12 protein-coding genes are annotated in these 16274 nt (G+C 49.2%); 4 read left to right on the top strand and 8 right to left on the bottom strand.

All coding sequences use genetic code 11. The annotated features are described in order from the left end of the window. Positions 1-10: 10 nt before the first annotated feature. A complete protein-coding gene (locus tag VSQ62_RS11720; RefSeq protein WP_334635101.1) occupies positions 11-634 on the top strand; it encodes a YesL family protein in 624 nt (207 codons plus the stop codon). A gap of 44 nt (positions 635-678) precedes the next feature. Continuing rightward, the gene (locus tag VSQ62_RS11715) at positions 679-2286 is read left to right on the top strand and encodes a glycoside hydrolase family 43 protein (RefSeq protein ID WP_334635100.1); all 1608 of its coding nucleotides are present in this window, start codon (positions 679-681) and stop codon (positions 2284-2286) included. A gap of 11 nt (positions 2287-2297) precedes the next feature. Here the strand turns inward: VSQ62_RS11715 and VSQ62_RS11710 are convergent, their stop codons facing one another. Then, on the bottom strand, positions 2298-3872 hold the full coding sequence (locus tag VSQ62_RS11710) for an ion channel (protein ID WP_334635099.1): 1575 nt from the start codon (positions 3870-3872) through the stop codon (positions 2298-2300). A gap of 175 nt (positions 3873-4047) precedes the next feature. On the opposite strand from VSQ62_RS11710, the gene VSQ62_RS11705 reads away from it, so the two are divergent. Next, positions 4048-5430, top strand: coding sequence for an NCS2 family permease (locus tag VSQ62_RS11705; RefSeq protein WP_334635098.1), 1383 nt, complete (start codon positions 4048-4050; stop codon positions 5428-5430). Between the two features lie 207 nt (positions 5431-5637). Then, positions 5638-6177, top strand: a complete 540-nt coding sequence (locus VSQ62_RS11700) for a DUF4253 domain-containing protein (RefSeq protein ID WP_334635097.1) — start codon at positions 5638-5640, stop codon at positions 6175-6177. Positions 6178-6281: 104 nt separating this feature from the next. Here the strand turns inward: VSQ62_RS11700 and VSQ62_RS11695 are convergent, their stop codons facing one another. The 7 genes from VSQ62_RS11695 to VSQ62_RS11665 all read right to left on the bottom strand — a co-directional run bounded on the left by VSQ62_RS11695 (position 6282) and on the right by VSQ62_RS11665 (position 16257). Beyond that, the gene (locus tag VSQ62_RS11695; RefSeq protein ID WP_334635096.1) at positions 6282-7334 is read right to left on the bottom strand and encodes a hypothetical protein; all 1053 of its coding nucleotides are present in this window, start codon (positions 7332-7334) and stop codon (positions 6282-6284) included. Positions 7335-7382: 48 nt separating this feature from the next. Continuing rightward, positions 7383-9506 carry a glycoside hydrolase family 3 C-terminal domain-containing protein gene (locus VSQ62_RS11690; RefSeq protein WP_334635095.1) on the bottom strand — a complete coding sequence of 708 codons (2124 nt, stop codon included), beginning with the start codon at positions 9504-9506 and terminating at the stop codon, positions 7383-7385. Positions 9507-9611: 105 nt separating this feature from the next. After that, positions 9612-11192 (bottom strand): response regulator transcription factor, encoded by a 1581-nt coding sequence (locus tag VSQ62_RS11685; RefSeq protein WP_334635094.1) that lies wholly within the window; start codon positions 11190-11192, stop codon positions 9612-9614. Next, on the bottom strand, positions 11185-12975 hold the full coding sequence (locus tag VSQ62_RS11680) for a sensor histidine kinase (protein WP_334635093.1): 1791 nt from the start codon (positions 12973-12975) through the stop codon (positions 11185-11187). Before VSQ62_RS11680 ends, VSQ62_RS11685 begins: the two co-directional genes overlap by 8 nt. A gap of 98 nt (positions 12976-13073) precedes the next feature. Next, positions 13074-13922 carry a carbohydrate ABC transporter permease gene (locus tag VSQ62_RS11675; protein ID WP_334635092.1) on the bottom strand — a complete coding sequence of 283 codons (849 nt, stop codon included), beginning with the start codon at positions 13920-13922 and terminating at the stop codon, positions 13074-13076. Position 13923: 1 nt separating this feature from the next. Then, a complete protein-coding gene (locus VSQ62_RS11670; RefSeq protein ID WP_334635091.1) occupies positions 13924-14826 on the bottom strand; it encodes a carbohydrate ABC transporter permease in 903 nt (300 codons plus the stop codon). Between the two features lie 75 nt (positions 14827-14901). Further along, a complete protein-coding gene (locus tag VSQ62_RS11665; RefSeq protein WP_334635090.1) occupies positions 14902-16257 on the bottom strand; it encodes an extracellular solute-binding protein in 1356 nt (451 codons plus the stop codon). Between the last annotated feature and the right edge of the window lie 17 nt (positions 16258-16274).

The following is a 16274-nucleotide window of genomic DNA, read 5'->3' as shown; positions in this document are numbered from 1 at the left end:
GTTTGATTTTATGAATTATGACAGCAGATTTTCCCGGGTTCTTAGTAGACTTACCGAGCTGGTCTTATTAAATTTTGTATTTATCCTGACCTGTCTTCCGATTCTTACCATTGGGGCTTCTGTCACCGCCCTCTATTCCATCACTCTGAAAATGGCCCGCAACGAAGAAGGTTATATCATTCAGGGGTATTTTAAGGACTTTGCAAAGAATTTCAAACAGGCGACCGCTTTCTGGCTGATTGAACTGCTGCTGTACTTTCAGCTCCGTGTATTATACATTGCCGCCGCTGTAAACGGAGGAGCTATGTTTCAGATATATACGGTGATCACCTGGGGGCTCGGTATTTTATACAGTCTGTATTTCTTATTCGTGTTCCCGTTGACTGCTACGTTCCAGAATACATTCCTTAACATTGCCAAGAATGCATTTGCAATGATCATCGCGCACCTTCCCTGGGTGCTCGCGGCATATCTGATCGCCGCAGTTCCCCTGGCAGTCAGCTTCGGAATCAACACTAGGATCCTTAAGTTTGCCATGCTGTTCTGGATTCTCATCGGATTTGCACTGGTTACGTTCTTTAGCTCTTTCTGCCTGAACCGAGTTTTTAAACGTTATATGGACACTGATCCATAAGCCATGAATCACAATACATTTCACATTGAAGGAGGATATTTCCTATGATCAAACAAACATTTCAAAACCCGCTGCTCTCCGGCTTCTATCCAGATCCGTCGATCTGCAGAGTCGGAGAGGATTATTACATGGTAACCTCGTCTTTCGTATATTATCCGGGTCTCCCTATATTCCACAGCCGTGATCTGATCCACTGGGAGCAGATCGGCCACGGGATCGAACGTCCCGATCAGTTCGATTACAAGAACTGCGAGACGTCGCTTGGATTATGGGCGCCCACCATACGGTATCACGAGGAAACCTTCTATATCATCAATACCTTCGTATCTGAGGGAAGAGAGGCAAGAAGGGACAACTACATCATCACAGCCAAGGATCCGGTCGGTCCCTGGAGCGATCCGGTCTTCGTAGAACATGCAGACGGCATTGATTCCAGTCTCTTCTTTGATGACGACGGTTCCATGTGGTATGCCGGCAATTATATCTGCCCGGAAGCGCTCTATGAAGGGCACCACGGCATCTATCTGTGTGAACTGGATCCCGGGACATTCCAGTTCAAGGGGGAACGCCGTATTATATGGGACGGCAGCAAGTCCCGAAGCAAATGGATCGAGGCGCCGCATATTTACAAAAAGGACGGATACTATTATCTGATGGTCGCAGAAGGAGGCACCTTCATAAACCACAGCGTAATGATGGCAAGGTGTACTGCCATTGACGGGACTTATGAGATCTGTCCAAGGAATCCTATCGTCAGTCACCGCCATCTCCCGCCGCTTTCCGATATCTCCGTAACAGGCCATGCGGATATCGTGGAGACACAGAACGGCGAATGGTGGATGGTACTGCTCGCCGTGCGTCCGTACCAGAACGATTCTTCCATATCCACCACGGAAAACTGCGGACATTTCCACTATAATCTCGGACGCGAAACCTTCATGGCTCCTGTGATCTGGGATGAAGACGGCTGGCTCAGGCTTGCCAATGAGACTGGACTGATCAATCGTGAAGAACGCCTTCCAAATCTTCCGGCAGCCTACGTGCCGCTTGCCGACCCGAATGACGATTTCGAATCGGATACCCTGGCAATGATCTGGAATACCATCCATCCGCCGGTAACGCCTTTTTACTCACTCACAGAGCGCAAAGGATTCCTACGGCTTACGCTGTGTCCAGACAGAATCTCAGAGATCACGACCCCTGCCTTCATCGGCCGCAGGCAGCAGCATAAGCTCTGTCAGGCCAAAACTGCCATGGAATTTACACCTGCCAGCCATATGGAAGAAGCCGGATTAGTCCTCATCCAGGACGACCGTTTTAACTACATATTTACCAAGGCTATAAAGAACGGGCAGACCATACTCCGTGTCGCAAAGACAGAATCCGGGACATATTCCATCCTCAGAGAACTGCCTGTGGAACCCGCAGAACGCATCTATCTCTCTGCCCAGTGCAACGAGACTACCTACAGTTTCTATTACGGATATTCGGAACGAGAAATGATCTGCGCCATGGACGGGCTTGATGCTGCACTCCTAAGCTCCACTGTAAACGGCGGATTTACCGGAGCTTATATGGGAATGTATGCATCCTCCAACGGCAGTGAAAGCGAGAATCACGCGGACTTTGACTGGTTCCATTATTTCTATTAGATAATTTCTATCTAAAGCATTACAGAGATACTGCCCAGTAGTTCCCAGGCAGCATCCCGCTCTTTCTTCTGCTCCGCGGTAAGCCCGGCATAAGTAGAGAGCATGGGATGCTGCCTTGCTGCATCGTCCCTCACCGGCCCATAACTCCAATTATAGAACGTATAGAACCGGAGCCAACGCAGATGGTCTATTCTCCGGTACATATCCTCCACGGCTTTATCTGCTTTCGTCTCACAATATCTCCGATACGCTTTCTCGGCCATATCAGCTGTTAATTCCGTAATCGTTTCATCCTCCAGAAGGATGCGGATCTTCATCAGCAGATGGTCCGCAGCCGTTATCTTGGATTCCCTGTGAAAATCATCCAGATCCTCCCAGCTAAGCGTGGGATAAGAAACCGATCTTCGGAAGATGTCATTGATCATAACGGCCGCTTTGTTCAGCGTAGTCCGCATGATCTGGTCCGGGGTATATATCTCCTCATTCGTTCCGAAATAAGACACTCCCGGCGCCTTCCGGTTACTGTGAAGATTAATAGATCCGTTCAGCATATAGTATCTATTGAGCCGCCAGAAGATACTCCACCCCTCCGGCTCGTCATCCGTACAGATGATAATACGGTCCGCCCGCTTAAGAAGCCTATGATGTGTCTCCCAGGGTTCTTCGTGAAAGATCAGTGAATCCGTTGTCTGCGACTCTTCACCCAGGGAAAATGTCTCATGCAGATGGTTATGCATCGCAAGGAATTCTCTCGCATCTCCAAATATATGGTAAGCTACGTGCTGATCCACAGAAATGATATTGGTCAGGATCGCCCGTTCCAGAATACATCGTCCATAATTGCCGAATCCGATGATCACGATCATATTCTCATGACTGCACAGCGGCCTGGAACGCCAGTACTGCCTGGCGCAGCAGTCATAGCTGTGGAAGAAATTAATATTTCCCGACAGATGATCCTGCCCGTTCGTTGTTCTCGCATAGACCTCCACCGGCAGCTTATGCAGATCGACGGCACGGCTGTTCACGCCGATATCATTTTCCTTCATAAGAAATATCTTACACCTTGTACCAACGTTCTTCTTACATGCAACAATTCGGGCAGGAGAGGCGCTGATAAACAGGCAGGGATAATCCGGGAATTCCATCTGCTCGTCCCTCTTCTCTCCGAAAATGATCACGGAATCCGGATCCTCCTTGCAGATATTTCCGGCCAAAGTATTCGCTTCCGCACCGTAATCCGCAAAATAATACCAGTTCTTCCTGCGCTGAAAACCGAGCATCAAAAGCGGCAGACCTTCGCTTGTGACAAAGGATACGACTGCACCAAACAACGTTACCAACAGACCGGCAGACATTAAGAGAAACACGACTCCCACCGCATGTCCCAAGGGCGTTACCGGAGTCAGATCACCATAACCCACCGTAGTCAGCGTGACCAGCGAATACCAGAAGGCATCCGTAAGTGTTCGGATCGTTGCACTGCTGCTGTGATATTCAAAGGAATACAATAGCAGCACCAGCCCGATATAGAGAAACAGTAAGACAAGAGTCATGTACAGATAGATTCTTTTTCTTCTTTTCATGGGAATCGGTCTCCTTTTTGGCATTTTCAATCACTTAATATATTCTATTGTACTGCATTTTACCAAAAAATGGAACTTTGAGAAAATATTCAGAAAACATTTACTTTAGAACACTATTTTGCTAAAATATATTCGTTGGTTATCAGTTTTGACATGAGAGAAAAGGAGGACGAAGATGTTAGAAAAACTCTTCAAATTGAAAGACAACAACACAGATGTCCGGACAGAGGTGCTTGCCGGGATCACAACCTTCATGACCATGGCCTATATCCTGGCCGTGAATCCAAGCATCCTTGCAGTGGCAGGTATGGACCAGGGCGCAGTGTTCACGGCGACGGCGCTGGCATCATTAATCGGTACGCTTCTGATGGCATTTCTGGCGAATTACCCCTTCGCACTTGCACCGGGCATGGGCCTGAATGCATACTTCGCATACACGGTGGTTCTCGGCATGGGATACGAGTGGCAGGTTGCGCTCACGGCTGTATTCGTGGAAGGTATCATATTCATCATCCTGTCCCTGACGAATGTACGTGAGGCGATCTTCAACGCGATCCCGCTGAACTTAAAAGCTGCAGTCAGCGTTGGTATCGGTCTGTTTATCGCATTTATCGGACTGCAGAATGCCAATATCGTGATCAGCGGCGCTACCCTGGTCGAGCTCTTTTCCGTAGACGGATACAATCTTGCCAACGGCGTAGAGGCCGGTTTCAACGATGTGGGGATTACCGTTCTGCTTGCGGTCATCGGCGTAGCCATCACGGGAATCCTGGTCATCAAGAACATCAAGGGCAATATCTTATGGGGAATTCTGATCACATGGATCCTTGGAATCATCTGTCAGCTTGCAGGACTATACGTTCCCAATCCGGAACTTGGATTCTACGGCCTTCTGCCGGATTTCAGCAATGGTTTGTCGGTGCCCAGTATCATGCCGGTCCTTGGCAAGCTTCAGTTCGGCGGAATCTTTTCCCTGAACTTTATCGTGGTGATCTTCGCGTTCTTATTTGTTGATATGTTCGATACCATCGGCACGTTGATCGGTGTGGCGTCAAAGGCTGATATGCTGGATAAGGAAGGGAAGCTCCCAAGGATCAAGGGCGCTCTTCTGGCAGACGCGGTTGCCACAACTGCAGGCGCGGTGCTTGGGACAACGACGACTACTACCTTCGTAGAGAGCGCTTCCGGTGTAACGGAAGGCGGCAAGACAGGCCTTACGTCTGTAACAACGGCTATCCTCTTCGGACTTGCCCTGTTCCTCTCTCCGATCTTCCTTGCGATCCCGTCATTTGCGACGGCGCCGGCGTTGATCGTAGTAGGCTTCTATATGCTGACCAATGTGGTCAATATTGACTTCAGCGATATATCAGAGGCTCTTCCATGCTATATCTGTATCGCGGCAATGCCGTTCTTCTACAGCATATCCGAAGGTATATCCATGGGCGTGATCTCTTATGTCGCTCTGAATCTCCTCACCGGAAAAGTTAAGGAGAAAAAGATCAGCATATTAATGTATGTACTGGCGGTACTATTTATTTTAAAATATATATTCCTGTAGCAGAAAGGTGAGGTATAGGATGAGGCCGACTAAAATAATTAAAAAAATAGAAAAAATTTTACAATGCAATTATACTGTTTTCAAAAAAGGTTCTGACCCTGAACTATTGTATGAAGCATACCGGACTTCCTTCGAAACCGGCCGGAAAATGGATTCTTCCCGGCAATCCTTATGCTTGACCTGTATACGGCCGGAAAGTTCGAATACATGGAGGAAAAAGGTTTTGACAAGGATTCCGTTATAGCCGGCTGCAGCGACAATGGCAAAGAGATTCTGGAAGAACGCTTCGATACTTTCTTTGAAGATTACGAATATGAAAGTATGGAAGACTTCATTGGAGATGAGACGGAAGGAGAGGTCGTTGATCGTTTTGTCGCCTATGTAGATATGCGCAGCAGCAAACTGGAAACGGACACAGTGCTTCTGGAGATCCCTGTCAGGAATCCGTGGGAACTCGTTGGCTTCCTGTCTGCAGGCGGATGGAATGATTGTCCCCGCACAGAAGATATGATCGCCATCTGCAAATATTGGTACGAGAAGTATAAGGCGGTTCCGGCCGTATTTACCCAGGATATAATAGAATTTTATGCGCCTTTCAAGCTGAACGGGCAGGACAGCCTCGAAGCGGCGAAGGAACACTACGCTTTCTGTCCTGACAGGGTCAACCAGGGGACAGAGACCTACACTCTGTCGGAACTGGCGGCAGGGCTTGAAGAGTCGGATGTGTGGTATTTCTGGTGGGATTAAAATATAATAAGGCAGGTACTTTCCTGCCAGGCTGCCTGAACCTTGTTCCTACAGCCTGCCGGAAAGTACCTGCCTTCTCCCTCTACATCCGCAATAAACTTCTGTTAAAACGCCTCTTCTATCTGCCCGATCAACGCCTCTACCTCTTCCTTCTTAACCAGGAACCGTTCTTCTCCGTCAATCTCCACAGAATCAAATTCATCATCATAAGAATAATAAGACACCTGCACCTTAGGCGCATCTTCCATGTTCCTGTCAAAGACCACCGTAAGCTTGGGCTCCTCCTTCTCACCGTCTCTCTCCCCGTCAATCTCAGAATCCAGTATGATCCCGGATATTGCCTGGTACAGAGCGGCAAATTCATTCTTGTCAACCTTTTTCCTGCCAAATTTATAGGAGTCCGCCGCCGTATCCACCTGAATCTCATACTGACGATCCTCTGCCGTTATCACAATGCCCTTTAACGTATCGGCAGAGATCAGAACCGGGATCTTCAGGATGTAATCGAAGGGTTCACGGCCAAAGACCATCCTAAGAGTTTCCTCCGGCAGGACATAGACCTGATCTTCACTGCCCGCAACAGCCGCATACCGTCCGCCGCTGCCGTCTTCGTTACCTAAGATCACCTCTGCTGCCGTATCGGCATCCTCCGTACTCTGCGCCTTTGAATCATCTGCCGTGTCCACATATTCCACCGTATAACCCATATCCGAATCCGCAATCCCCGTATCGGTTCCTTCCTCAACCTTGACAGGCGTATCAAAAGCAAGACCGCACAGCTCGCCAAACATCTCGAACATGACCTCTGTATTCATAGTAACATTCTCATCGTACGGATTCAGGACTTCCCAATAGTCAAAATTCATCTTATACTCGGCCGGCTCTCTCGATATATGAAGGAACTCCTCCCCGTCCTTCGTAAGAGAAACACTTCGGATCCCATGGGGGATAAACTGCGGCTTCTCTGCCTGCTTCAACTGCTTCGGTTCTGAATCTTTGCCCTGCTGTTCTTCCTGCCCTGCGTCATCTTCCCTGACTTCTTCCAAGGACTGCTCCTGATTCCCTCCGGCTTCATTCTTCCCGGAGCATCCGGCTGTAAAAAGAAGTATCATGCACATCACCGATACAACAATTCTTCTTCCTGTCTGTCTTACCATCCTTCTTTTTCCTTTCCTAACGTCCGTCTATTCTCTGTCAACTTCTCATTAACGAAGCGTCACCGGGATCTCCACAGTCTCTTTCCCTGTAAGCCTGCGGCTTCTCTCATCCGGCTGCGAGAAGCCTGCGAACAGTTTGAAGTTCTTACTGTCAATGTGACGCTCTCCTTCTTCATCCACCACGCTCATGGCCCGGTTCGGCACCGTCATCTCCACCTTCTTCTCTTCCCCTGCCTTCAAGGAAATACGTTTGAATGCGCACAGATTATAATTCGGCACGGCAAGCTTAGAATCCAGATCTTTGATATAGATCTGTACCACCTCATCCGTATCCGTATCTCCCTCATTCTTAAGAAATACTTCTACCCGGATATCCGACTCCTTCGTCACCTCGCCTGATACCTTCGCTTCCTTCACCTCAGCATCCCCGTAAGTAAGACCATAACCAAAGGGATACAGCGCCTCCTGCTCCATATAACGGTAAGTACGGTTCTTCATGGAATAATCCGTGAATTCCGGCAGGTCTTCAAGACCTTTATAGAATGTGACCGGCAGCTTGCCTGACGGCGATACATTTCCAAAGAGGATATCTGCTACCGCTCTTCCGCCTCTTGCCCCCGGATACCATGCCATCAGAACCGCGTTGCAATGTTCTTCGGCGTAGTTCAGATCGATCGCGCTTCCCGCCATGAGGACAACGATGGTCGGCTTCCCTACCGCCGTTACCTCCTCGATCAGCTCTTCCTGTACCTTGGGCAGATGCAGATCCTTCTTATCGCCGGATGCATCGCTGTTTCCGGCATCTCCTTCTTCGCCCTCCAGCGTCTCATCCAGTCCCACGCATATGATCACCACATCACTGTGCTCTGCCGTGATCACCGCTTCCGAGATCCTGTCCTGGCTCCACGCAAGATTCTCCACACGGTCCTTCTCCAGATGACAGCCCTCTGAGAACAACACACGTACATCGTCGCCCACTTCATCCTGGATTCCCTCCAGAACTGTGATATAGCGGGAAGCCGTCCCATGATAATTACCAATCAAAGCCGCCCTGCTGTCCGCATTCGGTCCCACGACGCCGATCGTCTTAAGCTTAGACTTGTCAAGCGGAAGCGCCCCGTCATTCTTAAGAAGCACGCTCCCCTTTCTCGCCATATTAAGGGCTTCCTCAAGATGCTCCCTGCATTCTACCGCTTCATACGGAATATCGTCATACTCACTTCCGTCGAATAATCCCATAAGGAATCTGGATGTCAGAAGTCTCTCCGCCGCAACGGTGATATCCTCTTCCGTGATCAATCCGTCCTCCACAGCGCCTAACAGATGAAGGTAGGTATTGCCGCAGTTCACGTCGCAGCCGCATTTTAACGCAAGCGCCGCCGACTCTCTGGCATTCTTCGTCACCTGATGATTCTCATGGAAATCCTTGATCGCCCAGCAGTCAGAAGTATAATGCCCGTCAAACTCCCATTTTCCTCTTAAGACTTCCTCCATCAGGTACTTATGGCCGCAGCACGGCTCTCCGTTGGTCCGGTTATAGGCGCCCATTACAGCCTCCACATCCGCTTCCTTCACCAACGCCTCAAAAGCCGGAAGATAAGTCTCCCACATATCCTTCATGCTGACCTCGGCATCAAATTCATGGCGGATCGCCTCCGGCCCGCTGTGGACAGCATAATGCTTGGCGCATGCCGCCGCCTTCATCACGGGGCCGCCGCCCTGGATCCCCTCTACGAATCTGACGCCGAGCCTTGAAGTCAGATACGGATCCTCACCGTAAGTCTCGTGTCCCCTTCCCCAGCGCGGATCACGGAAGATGTTCACATTCGGCGACCAGAAGGTCAGGCCTTTGTAGATATCCCTGTCATCATGCTTCGAATATTCATTATACTTGGCTCTCCCTTCAGTGGCGATGATATCTCCCACCCTCTCCATAGCATCCTCATCGAAGGCTGCCGCCATTCCGATGGCCTGGGGGAACATGGTTGCGACACCCGCCCTTGCGACACCGTGCAGCGCCTCGTTCCAGTAGTTGTATGTCGGAACACCAAGCCTTGACACCGGCGCCGCGTCGTACCTAAGCTGCGCAGCCTTCTCCATCAGTGTCATCTTTGATACCAGTTCCTTTGCTTTCTTTCTTGCTTCTGCTCTTTCTTTTCTGTAATTTCCCATATCCGCAACTCCTTTTCTTAATCCTTAATCTATCACACTCTGCCTGCCGCCTGCTTTAGCCTGGGAATAGAACCCCTTCCCCGCCTGCGGCTGCACTCCTTGCTGTCACAATGACAACGTCTCGCTGACTCCCTGTATCTCCTCCCGATACTTCGTAGGCGATTTCCCCGTATGCTTTTTGAACGCCAGGGAGAAGTAATTGGTATCCCGATACCCCACCATCATAGCAATCTCCCCGATCTTAAGGCTGGTCGTGTCAAGCAGCGACTTCGCCTTCTCAATCCGTTTCCTCACAATATACTCATTGCACCCTTCCTTCGTCACCCGTTTAAACAATCGCGAGAAATAGTTAGGCGTGATATAGAGGGATACGGCAATATTCGACACCGTAAGCTCCTCTGTCAGATGCTCGGCTATGTAGTACTTCGCCTTCGCGACAATATCATGCACGTTCTCCTCCTGGCTTCCAAGCATCTGGCTTAAGAACATCTCCGTCACCGCGCAGGCCTCTTCCCTGGATGCGGATCTTAGGCTCTTCGACAATGCATCCAGCTTCCCGGCCTCCGTCTCGCCGGCTTCACCAAGATAAGAGAAATATATGGACGAAGCCAGCTCAAAACACAGTCTCCGCACCGTCTGCCGGGACAGGTTATATGATTCCGCCGCCTTGGTAAATGTCCGGAAGGCCTTTAGGACATACTCCGTATTCCCGATATTGCTGCACATCATTCCCTTAAGTTCCGTGTAAATGTCCTGAAAAATATTGTTCTTATTCTGCTCTCCTAAGAGCTGTACAATATCCTGAAGCCCTTCCTTCTCTGTATCCAGAAGATGTCTCGCGTCATGGTAGGATATATACAGATTATCCAGGCATTCCACAACACTTCCGATTACCATCTTAGGCTTGCAGTCGAACTCATCCTGCAGGATATCTGCAAGCTCCCTGCTCTTCTCCGGTACGGATTCCTCTTCCTCTCCCAGGAAATACACGGCCACAAGCGCGCCGTCGTCATCAATGAATGTAACTCCTTCCGCCTGCGCGTCCACAATGCTGATACAGATATTCTTCATGGACATCTCCTGAAAATTATTCTCCGAAGACTGGTTCGCCATACAGAGCGGCGGAATGATCAGCACGACCTGAAAACCATAGAACCGGTCCAGGCCGTAATAATCATGCATTCGCTCAAGAAGCTGCCGGCTGTCGCCCCTGCGGTGTACAAGATCACGCATCTGAGCCTCCAGCCGTATCTGTTCCGTCAGGCCTCTTGTCCGCTGCACAAGAAGGGAACTCTTGGCCTCTGCCTTCTTGTGCTCCAGGAAACGGATCTGCCCCTCTATCGCATCAGACAGATCCGTCTCATCCACCGGTTTCAGGAAGAAATCCTGCACCTTGAGACGAAGGCTCTGTCTGGCGTATTCAAAGCTGTCATACCCTGTCAGTACAAGCACTCTAAGCTCCGGCTGCCGTTTTCTTGCTTCTTCGATCAGTTCAAGCCCCGACATCTCCGACATCTGGATATCCGTTATCATGATCTGCGGTCCCTGTTCCTCTAAGATCTGAAGCGCTTCCCTTGCCGATGCCGCCGTGAATACCTGCTCCACTCCAAGCTTCTCCCACTGTATCACCTTCCTGATACCCATCCGTATCATTTTCTCGTCGTCTACAATCAGTACCCTATACATTGATCATCGCTCCCTGCATCATTTCCTCCTGCACCTCCATCACATAAGGAATCCGTATCTCCACCGTAACGCCTCCGGAAGGATTCTTCAGATAATGCAGACCATAACCTGTTCCGTAGAGGAGTTCGATCCTCTTATTCACATTCCTTACCCCGTATCCGAAGGTCTCGTCATACTCCGATAACTGCTGATTCATCTCATCAATCTGCTCCTGGTCCATACCCGATCCCGTATCGGCAAGGATCAGCTTCACGATCTCACCCTGGCGCACTGCGCGAAGCGAGATGCTTCCTTCTTTCCCCTGCTTCACCTTGATGCCGTGATAGATCGAATTCTCCACCAACGGCTGCAGTGTCAATTTGGGAATCATCGCCCCTTTGCAGCCCTCATTCATACTGATATCACTTCCTATGATATGATCGTACCTCATATTCTGGATGATCAGGTAATTCCTCACATGCTCGATCTCCATCTCCAGAGGTATGATATCATGCCCCTTGCTCAGGCAGATCCTATAATACCTGGCCAACGCCTTCACCAGCGTAGAGATCTCTTCATTTCCGTCGGCAACTGCCTGCCAATGGATACAATCCAATGTATTATACAGGAAATGAGGCTGTATCTGGGACTGCAGCGAATTAAACCGAATCTGCTCCATCTGATGCTGCTCCTGCTTGACTTGCTCCATCAGCACCACGATCTCCTCCATCAGCGAATTAAAACCTGTGGCAAGCTTCGCAAAGTCTTCTCCCATATGCTCTGCATCAAGCCTTACCATCAGCGACCCTGCCGCAACGTCATCCATCTTCTTCACCACCCGGTCTAACGGGCGGTAGACCTTCTGTATCACCTTCTTGACGATCATATAGCTGATCAGGATCAGGATCAGCAGGATCCACACCATAATACTGATGGTATGGAGACTTGGACGGTACAATTCCATGGACGCGATACTGCTGATAATGTAATAGTTCCATCCCGGTACCTTCTGATAGATATAGAGCCTGCCCTTCTGATAGAAATTCCCCTTCACTCCGGTCAGGCAGTCCGCATAATCCACTTTTGTACCGATCTTCTCTCTATCCCTCATCGCCACGGACATCCCGTCCGTGTCCACGATCTCCGTCCTCTGTCCCGCTTCATCCCCATTGACGATCTGGTCGAGAATGGGATTCGAGAAATTCAGGCACAGAAGCCCTTTCTCCTCCAGGAGTCTCTCCACACTGTAGATCGGAAAATACACATTCACTGTAAACTGACTGCCTTTAAAATACGCATTGGAGAATCCCACCTTCAGCGTACTGCTCTGCCCGTTCTTGCAGCCTTCCAGATCCTTCTCATATACCTGATAGAACTCCGAAGCCGCAAGCGGCAATTTCCCCCTGTACAGATAATCCTCCATCTGATAGCTGATAACCGCGACAAAATTCATCTCCGATGTCATATTCAGGCTGCTTGAGAGGACATTATTCACCTCTGAGGCAGTCATGGCATACTGAAGCGTCTGCTTATTATCACACTCCAGATAACTCTGTACAGACTGGTCTATGACCAGCGCAATGCTTAAGGTCTTATATTCCTCAAGCATACTCTGGTAATTCTCTGCCAGCGAAGCATTCTTATCCTGCAGAAGTTCAATTGATTTTGCCTTAAGCGAAGTGACGGAAGATACCGTAGATACGATCATGACAAGCAGCGTTGTGAGAGTAATAGATACGATGATAAGTACCTGCATCTTCCTGTCAAACTTCCATCTGCTGATTCGCTCTTTCCATCTCTCCATATATTTTCCTCATAAATAGTATTGATACTCACGACCGATGAAATCTGCCGCTCAGTATAAAAAGAGCGCCATGTGCCACATGATGCTCTTTTTTACTCTTAACCCTTTACCGCACCTGCCGTCATACCTTTGACCAGCTTATCCTGGAATATGATAAACATGACGATCATCGGCAAAAGCGTCAGTGTCAGCACCGCCATGATCATCGGCGTATTCATAGAATACTGCCCCTGGAATTCCCAGATTGCCAATGGTAGTGTACGATTTTCTGATGATTGTGTCAAGGTGTATGCGAAAGAGAACTCATTCCACATATTTACACCGTTATAGATTGCAAGCGTCGCAAGACCAGGCTTCGCAAGCGGGAGGATGACCGAGAAGAACATCTGGATCTTCCCGCATCCGTCGATCTCCGCAGACTCCTCGATCTCCCTTGGGATCTCCTTCATGAAGCTGGTGAGGATGAAGACGGAGATCGGCACTGCAAATGCGATATATGGTCCGATCAAAGCCCAGATACTATCATAAAGCCCCGTTGCCCTGCTCATCTTGAATACCGGGATCAGCGTAATATGTACCGGGATGGACATACAGGCTACGATCCCTGCATAGATGGGATTCGCCAGCTTGAATTTGAATCTTGCCAGCGGATAGGACGCGCACGCCGCGATAAATAAAAGCAGCAGCAGCGAAATCGTCAGTACGATCACACTGTTCATAAAATATTTGGAAAAACCGCCTGTCAGAACCTCCGTATAATTGGCAAAATTCAGAGAATCCGGAAGGTTGAACACGCCCTTCGTGAGCATCTCGAATTTCTCCTTAAAGGAGTTCAGTACCATGAATATGAATGGCATAAATGATACGATGAGGTAAAAAATCGCCAATGCAAAAGCGAACACCCAGCATATGATACTTTTCTGTTTATTCTTCTTATACTGATCCATACTATGCCTCCTCTTTTCCGTTCAAAAGCTTCATGGTGATCAGCGATACCATAGAAATCAAGATGAACATTCCTCCGGCTACCGCAGAACCATAACCCATGTTAAAGGTGCTGAAAGACTGCTTATACATGTAGGTAGCCATCAACTCCGTGGATGTACCCGGGCCTCCGCCTGTCATTACATAGATCAGGTCGAAGTATTTCAGGGAACCTACCATTGACAGGATCGCCGCGCTCTTCATGGACGGAACCAGAAGCGGGAATGCAATCTTCCAGAAATACTGCCCCCTGGTAGCTCCGTCAATCCTTGCAGCCTCGAACACATCATACGGAATATTCGTAAACGCCGCCATAAAATATACCATATAGAACGGTGTGAACTGCCAGCAGATAACCATAATAACCGTCAGAAGCGCCGTCTTGGGATTACCAAGAAGGTCAACGTTGCCTCCGCCGAACCATCCTGAAATCGTACTTACCAGACCTCCGTTCGTTGCCAAAGCATAGGTAAACAAGAAACCGATCGCCACAGATGACATCAGAAGCGGAATAAACCAGATCACCTTGAAGACCGTAAGCTTCTTCCCGCCGAAATCAAGGAACGTCGCAAGCGCCAGACCGATCGGGATCTGAATACAGATCGACAGCACCATGATCACAAGGTTATTGCGGAACGCGATCCAGAAGCTGGAATCTGCCAACAGCGTCTTCCAGTTACCGATCCCGATGAATTTCTTACCAGCCGAGATTCCGTTCCACTGATATGTACTGGTTATAAATGTGTCAATAATGGGATAAATGACATAGATCGCCATCAATATCGCTACAGGCGCCAAAAATAATGCCGCAACTCTTCTTGTATCCCTCTGTCTTAACTTCTCCAGAGAAATCTCTTTTCCACCCATTCCTGAATCCCTCCTTTACGTTTTAAAAAAAAGAGCTCTAGTGTCAGAGCTCTTTTTATATGAGTTATGCCCTACTTACTCTGCCTTATTTGCAAGATAATCGTCCATAGCCTTCTGCATAGCCTCTTGAGCTTCCTGCGGAGTCTTGGTCAGACCGAATACTTCCTGTAATCCATCCAAGTGAGCGGTTGCTACTGCCGGCGGCAGATACTGATCATACCATAACTGGATCTCAGACGCATTGTTAGCTGCCTCTACGACTTCCTTCGTGATAGAATCTGTAAGCTTAGACTCAATACCCTGAACCGGCGGGATCTTCCCGTTCTCTACCTCGAAGTCGATCACTTCTTCATCCAAGTGCTTCTCTGCACACTCGAAAGCTGCCTCAAGCTTCTCGCCTTCACAGTTGAATACGATGAACTGGTCACCAACCGTACCGATCATGATAGACGGATCTGCATCGGATTCCTCGATCGCCGGGAATGGGAACCAGCCGATCTTCTCATAGAATTCTGCACTGTCAGTTGCGAATGTACCTGTATACCAGGAACCACAGAGCAGCATACCCGCTGTCTCTTGATACATCAACTGTTTAGCCTGGCCGTCATCCTCACTCAGAGAGTTCACGCCATCCGGGAAATACCCTGCTTCTACCCACTCCTGAACCTTCTCGCCGGCCTTGATGAAGCAGTCGTCCGTGAACTTGCCTTCGCCTGCTACTGCCTTCTGGAACGGCTCAAGTCCGCCGTAACGTGCAGCAAGGTTAATATAATACATAGAACCGGTCCACTTGGAACTGTTCGCCAGTGCGAACGGCGTGATATCATTCTTCTTCAGGGTATCGCAGATGTTCTCCAGGTCTGCCAGAGTCTCAGGTTCTTTCAGCTTATACTTATCGAACATTTCTTTATTATAGAAGATACCTGACATAGATATATTCTGATAAGGAACCGCATATACATGATCGTTGTAGGTTGCCTGGCTTACCGCTGATTCCATCAGCTTATCCTTGATTTCGGATGCATTAAACAGATCGTCGATCGGCTGTCCGAATCCGGAATCAATATACTCATACATCGGTCCGCCTGACCAGCAGGAATACATATCCGGACATTCGCCTGAACTCATGGCTACCACAAGCTTCTCCTTGTATGTATCATTCTGGGTCGGAACACTCGTTACCGTGTAGCCGGATTCTGTCTCTGAGTTGAACTTCTCTACCGCCTTCGTGATAACATCCTTATCCGGACTCTCTGTTCCGATATTCCAGTAGACGATCTCCTTGTCTCCGCCGGAAGCGCTGCCGCTGTCTCCCCCGCTGCTGCTTCCGCCGTCACCGCTGCCGCTGTCTCCCCCGCCGCATGCTGCCAGTGATGCAGTCATCGCTGCTGCCATTGAAAGCGCCATAAGCTTTGCAACTCTTTTCTTCATCTTTTTTCCTCCTTCTT

It is taken from the genome of Sporofaciens sp. JLR.KK001, assembly GCF_036941055.1.
GTDB lineage: Bacteria > Bacillota > Clostridia > Lachnospirales > Lachnospiraceae > Sporofaciens.
This window is presented reverse-complemented; position numbering and strand designations above follow the sequence as displayed.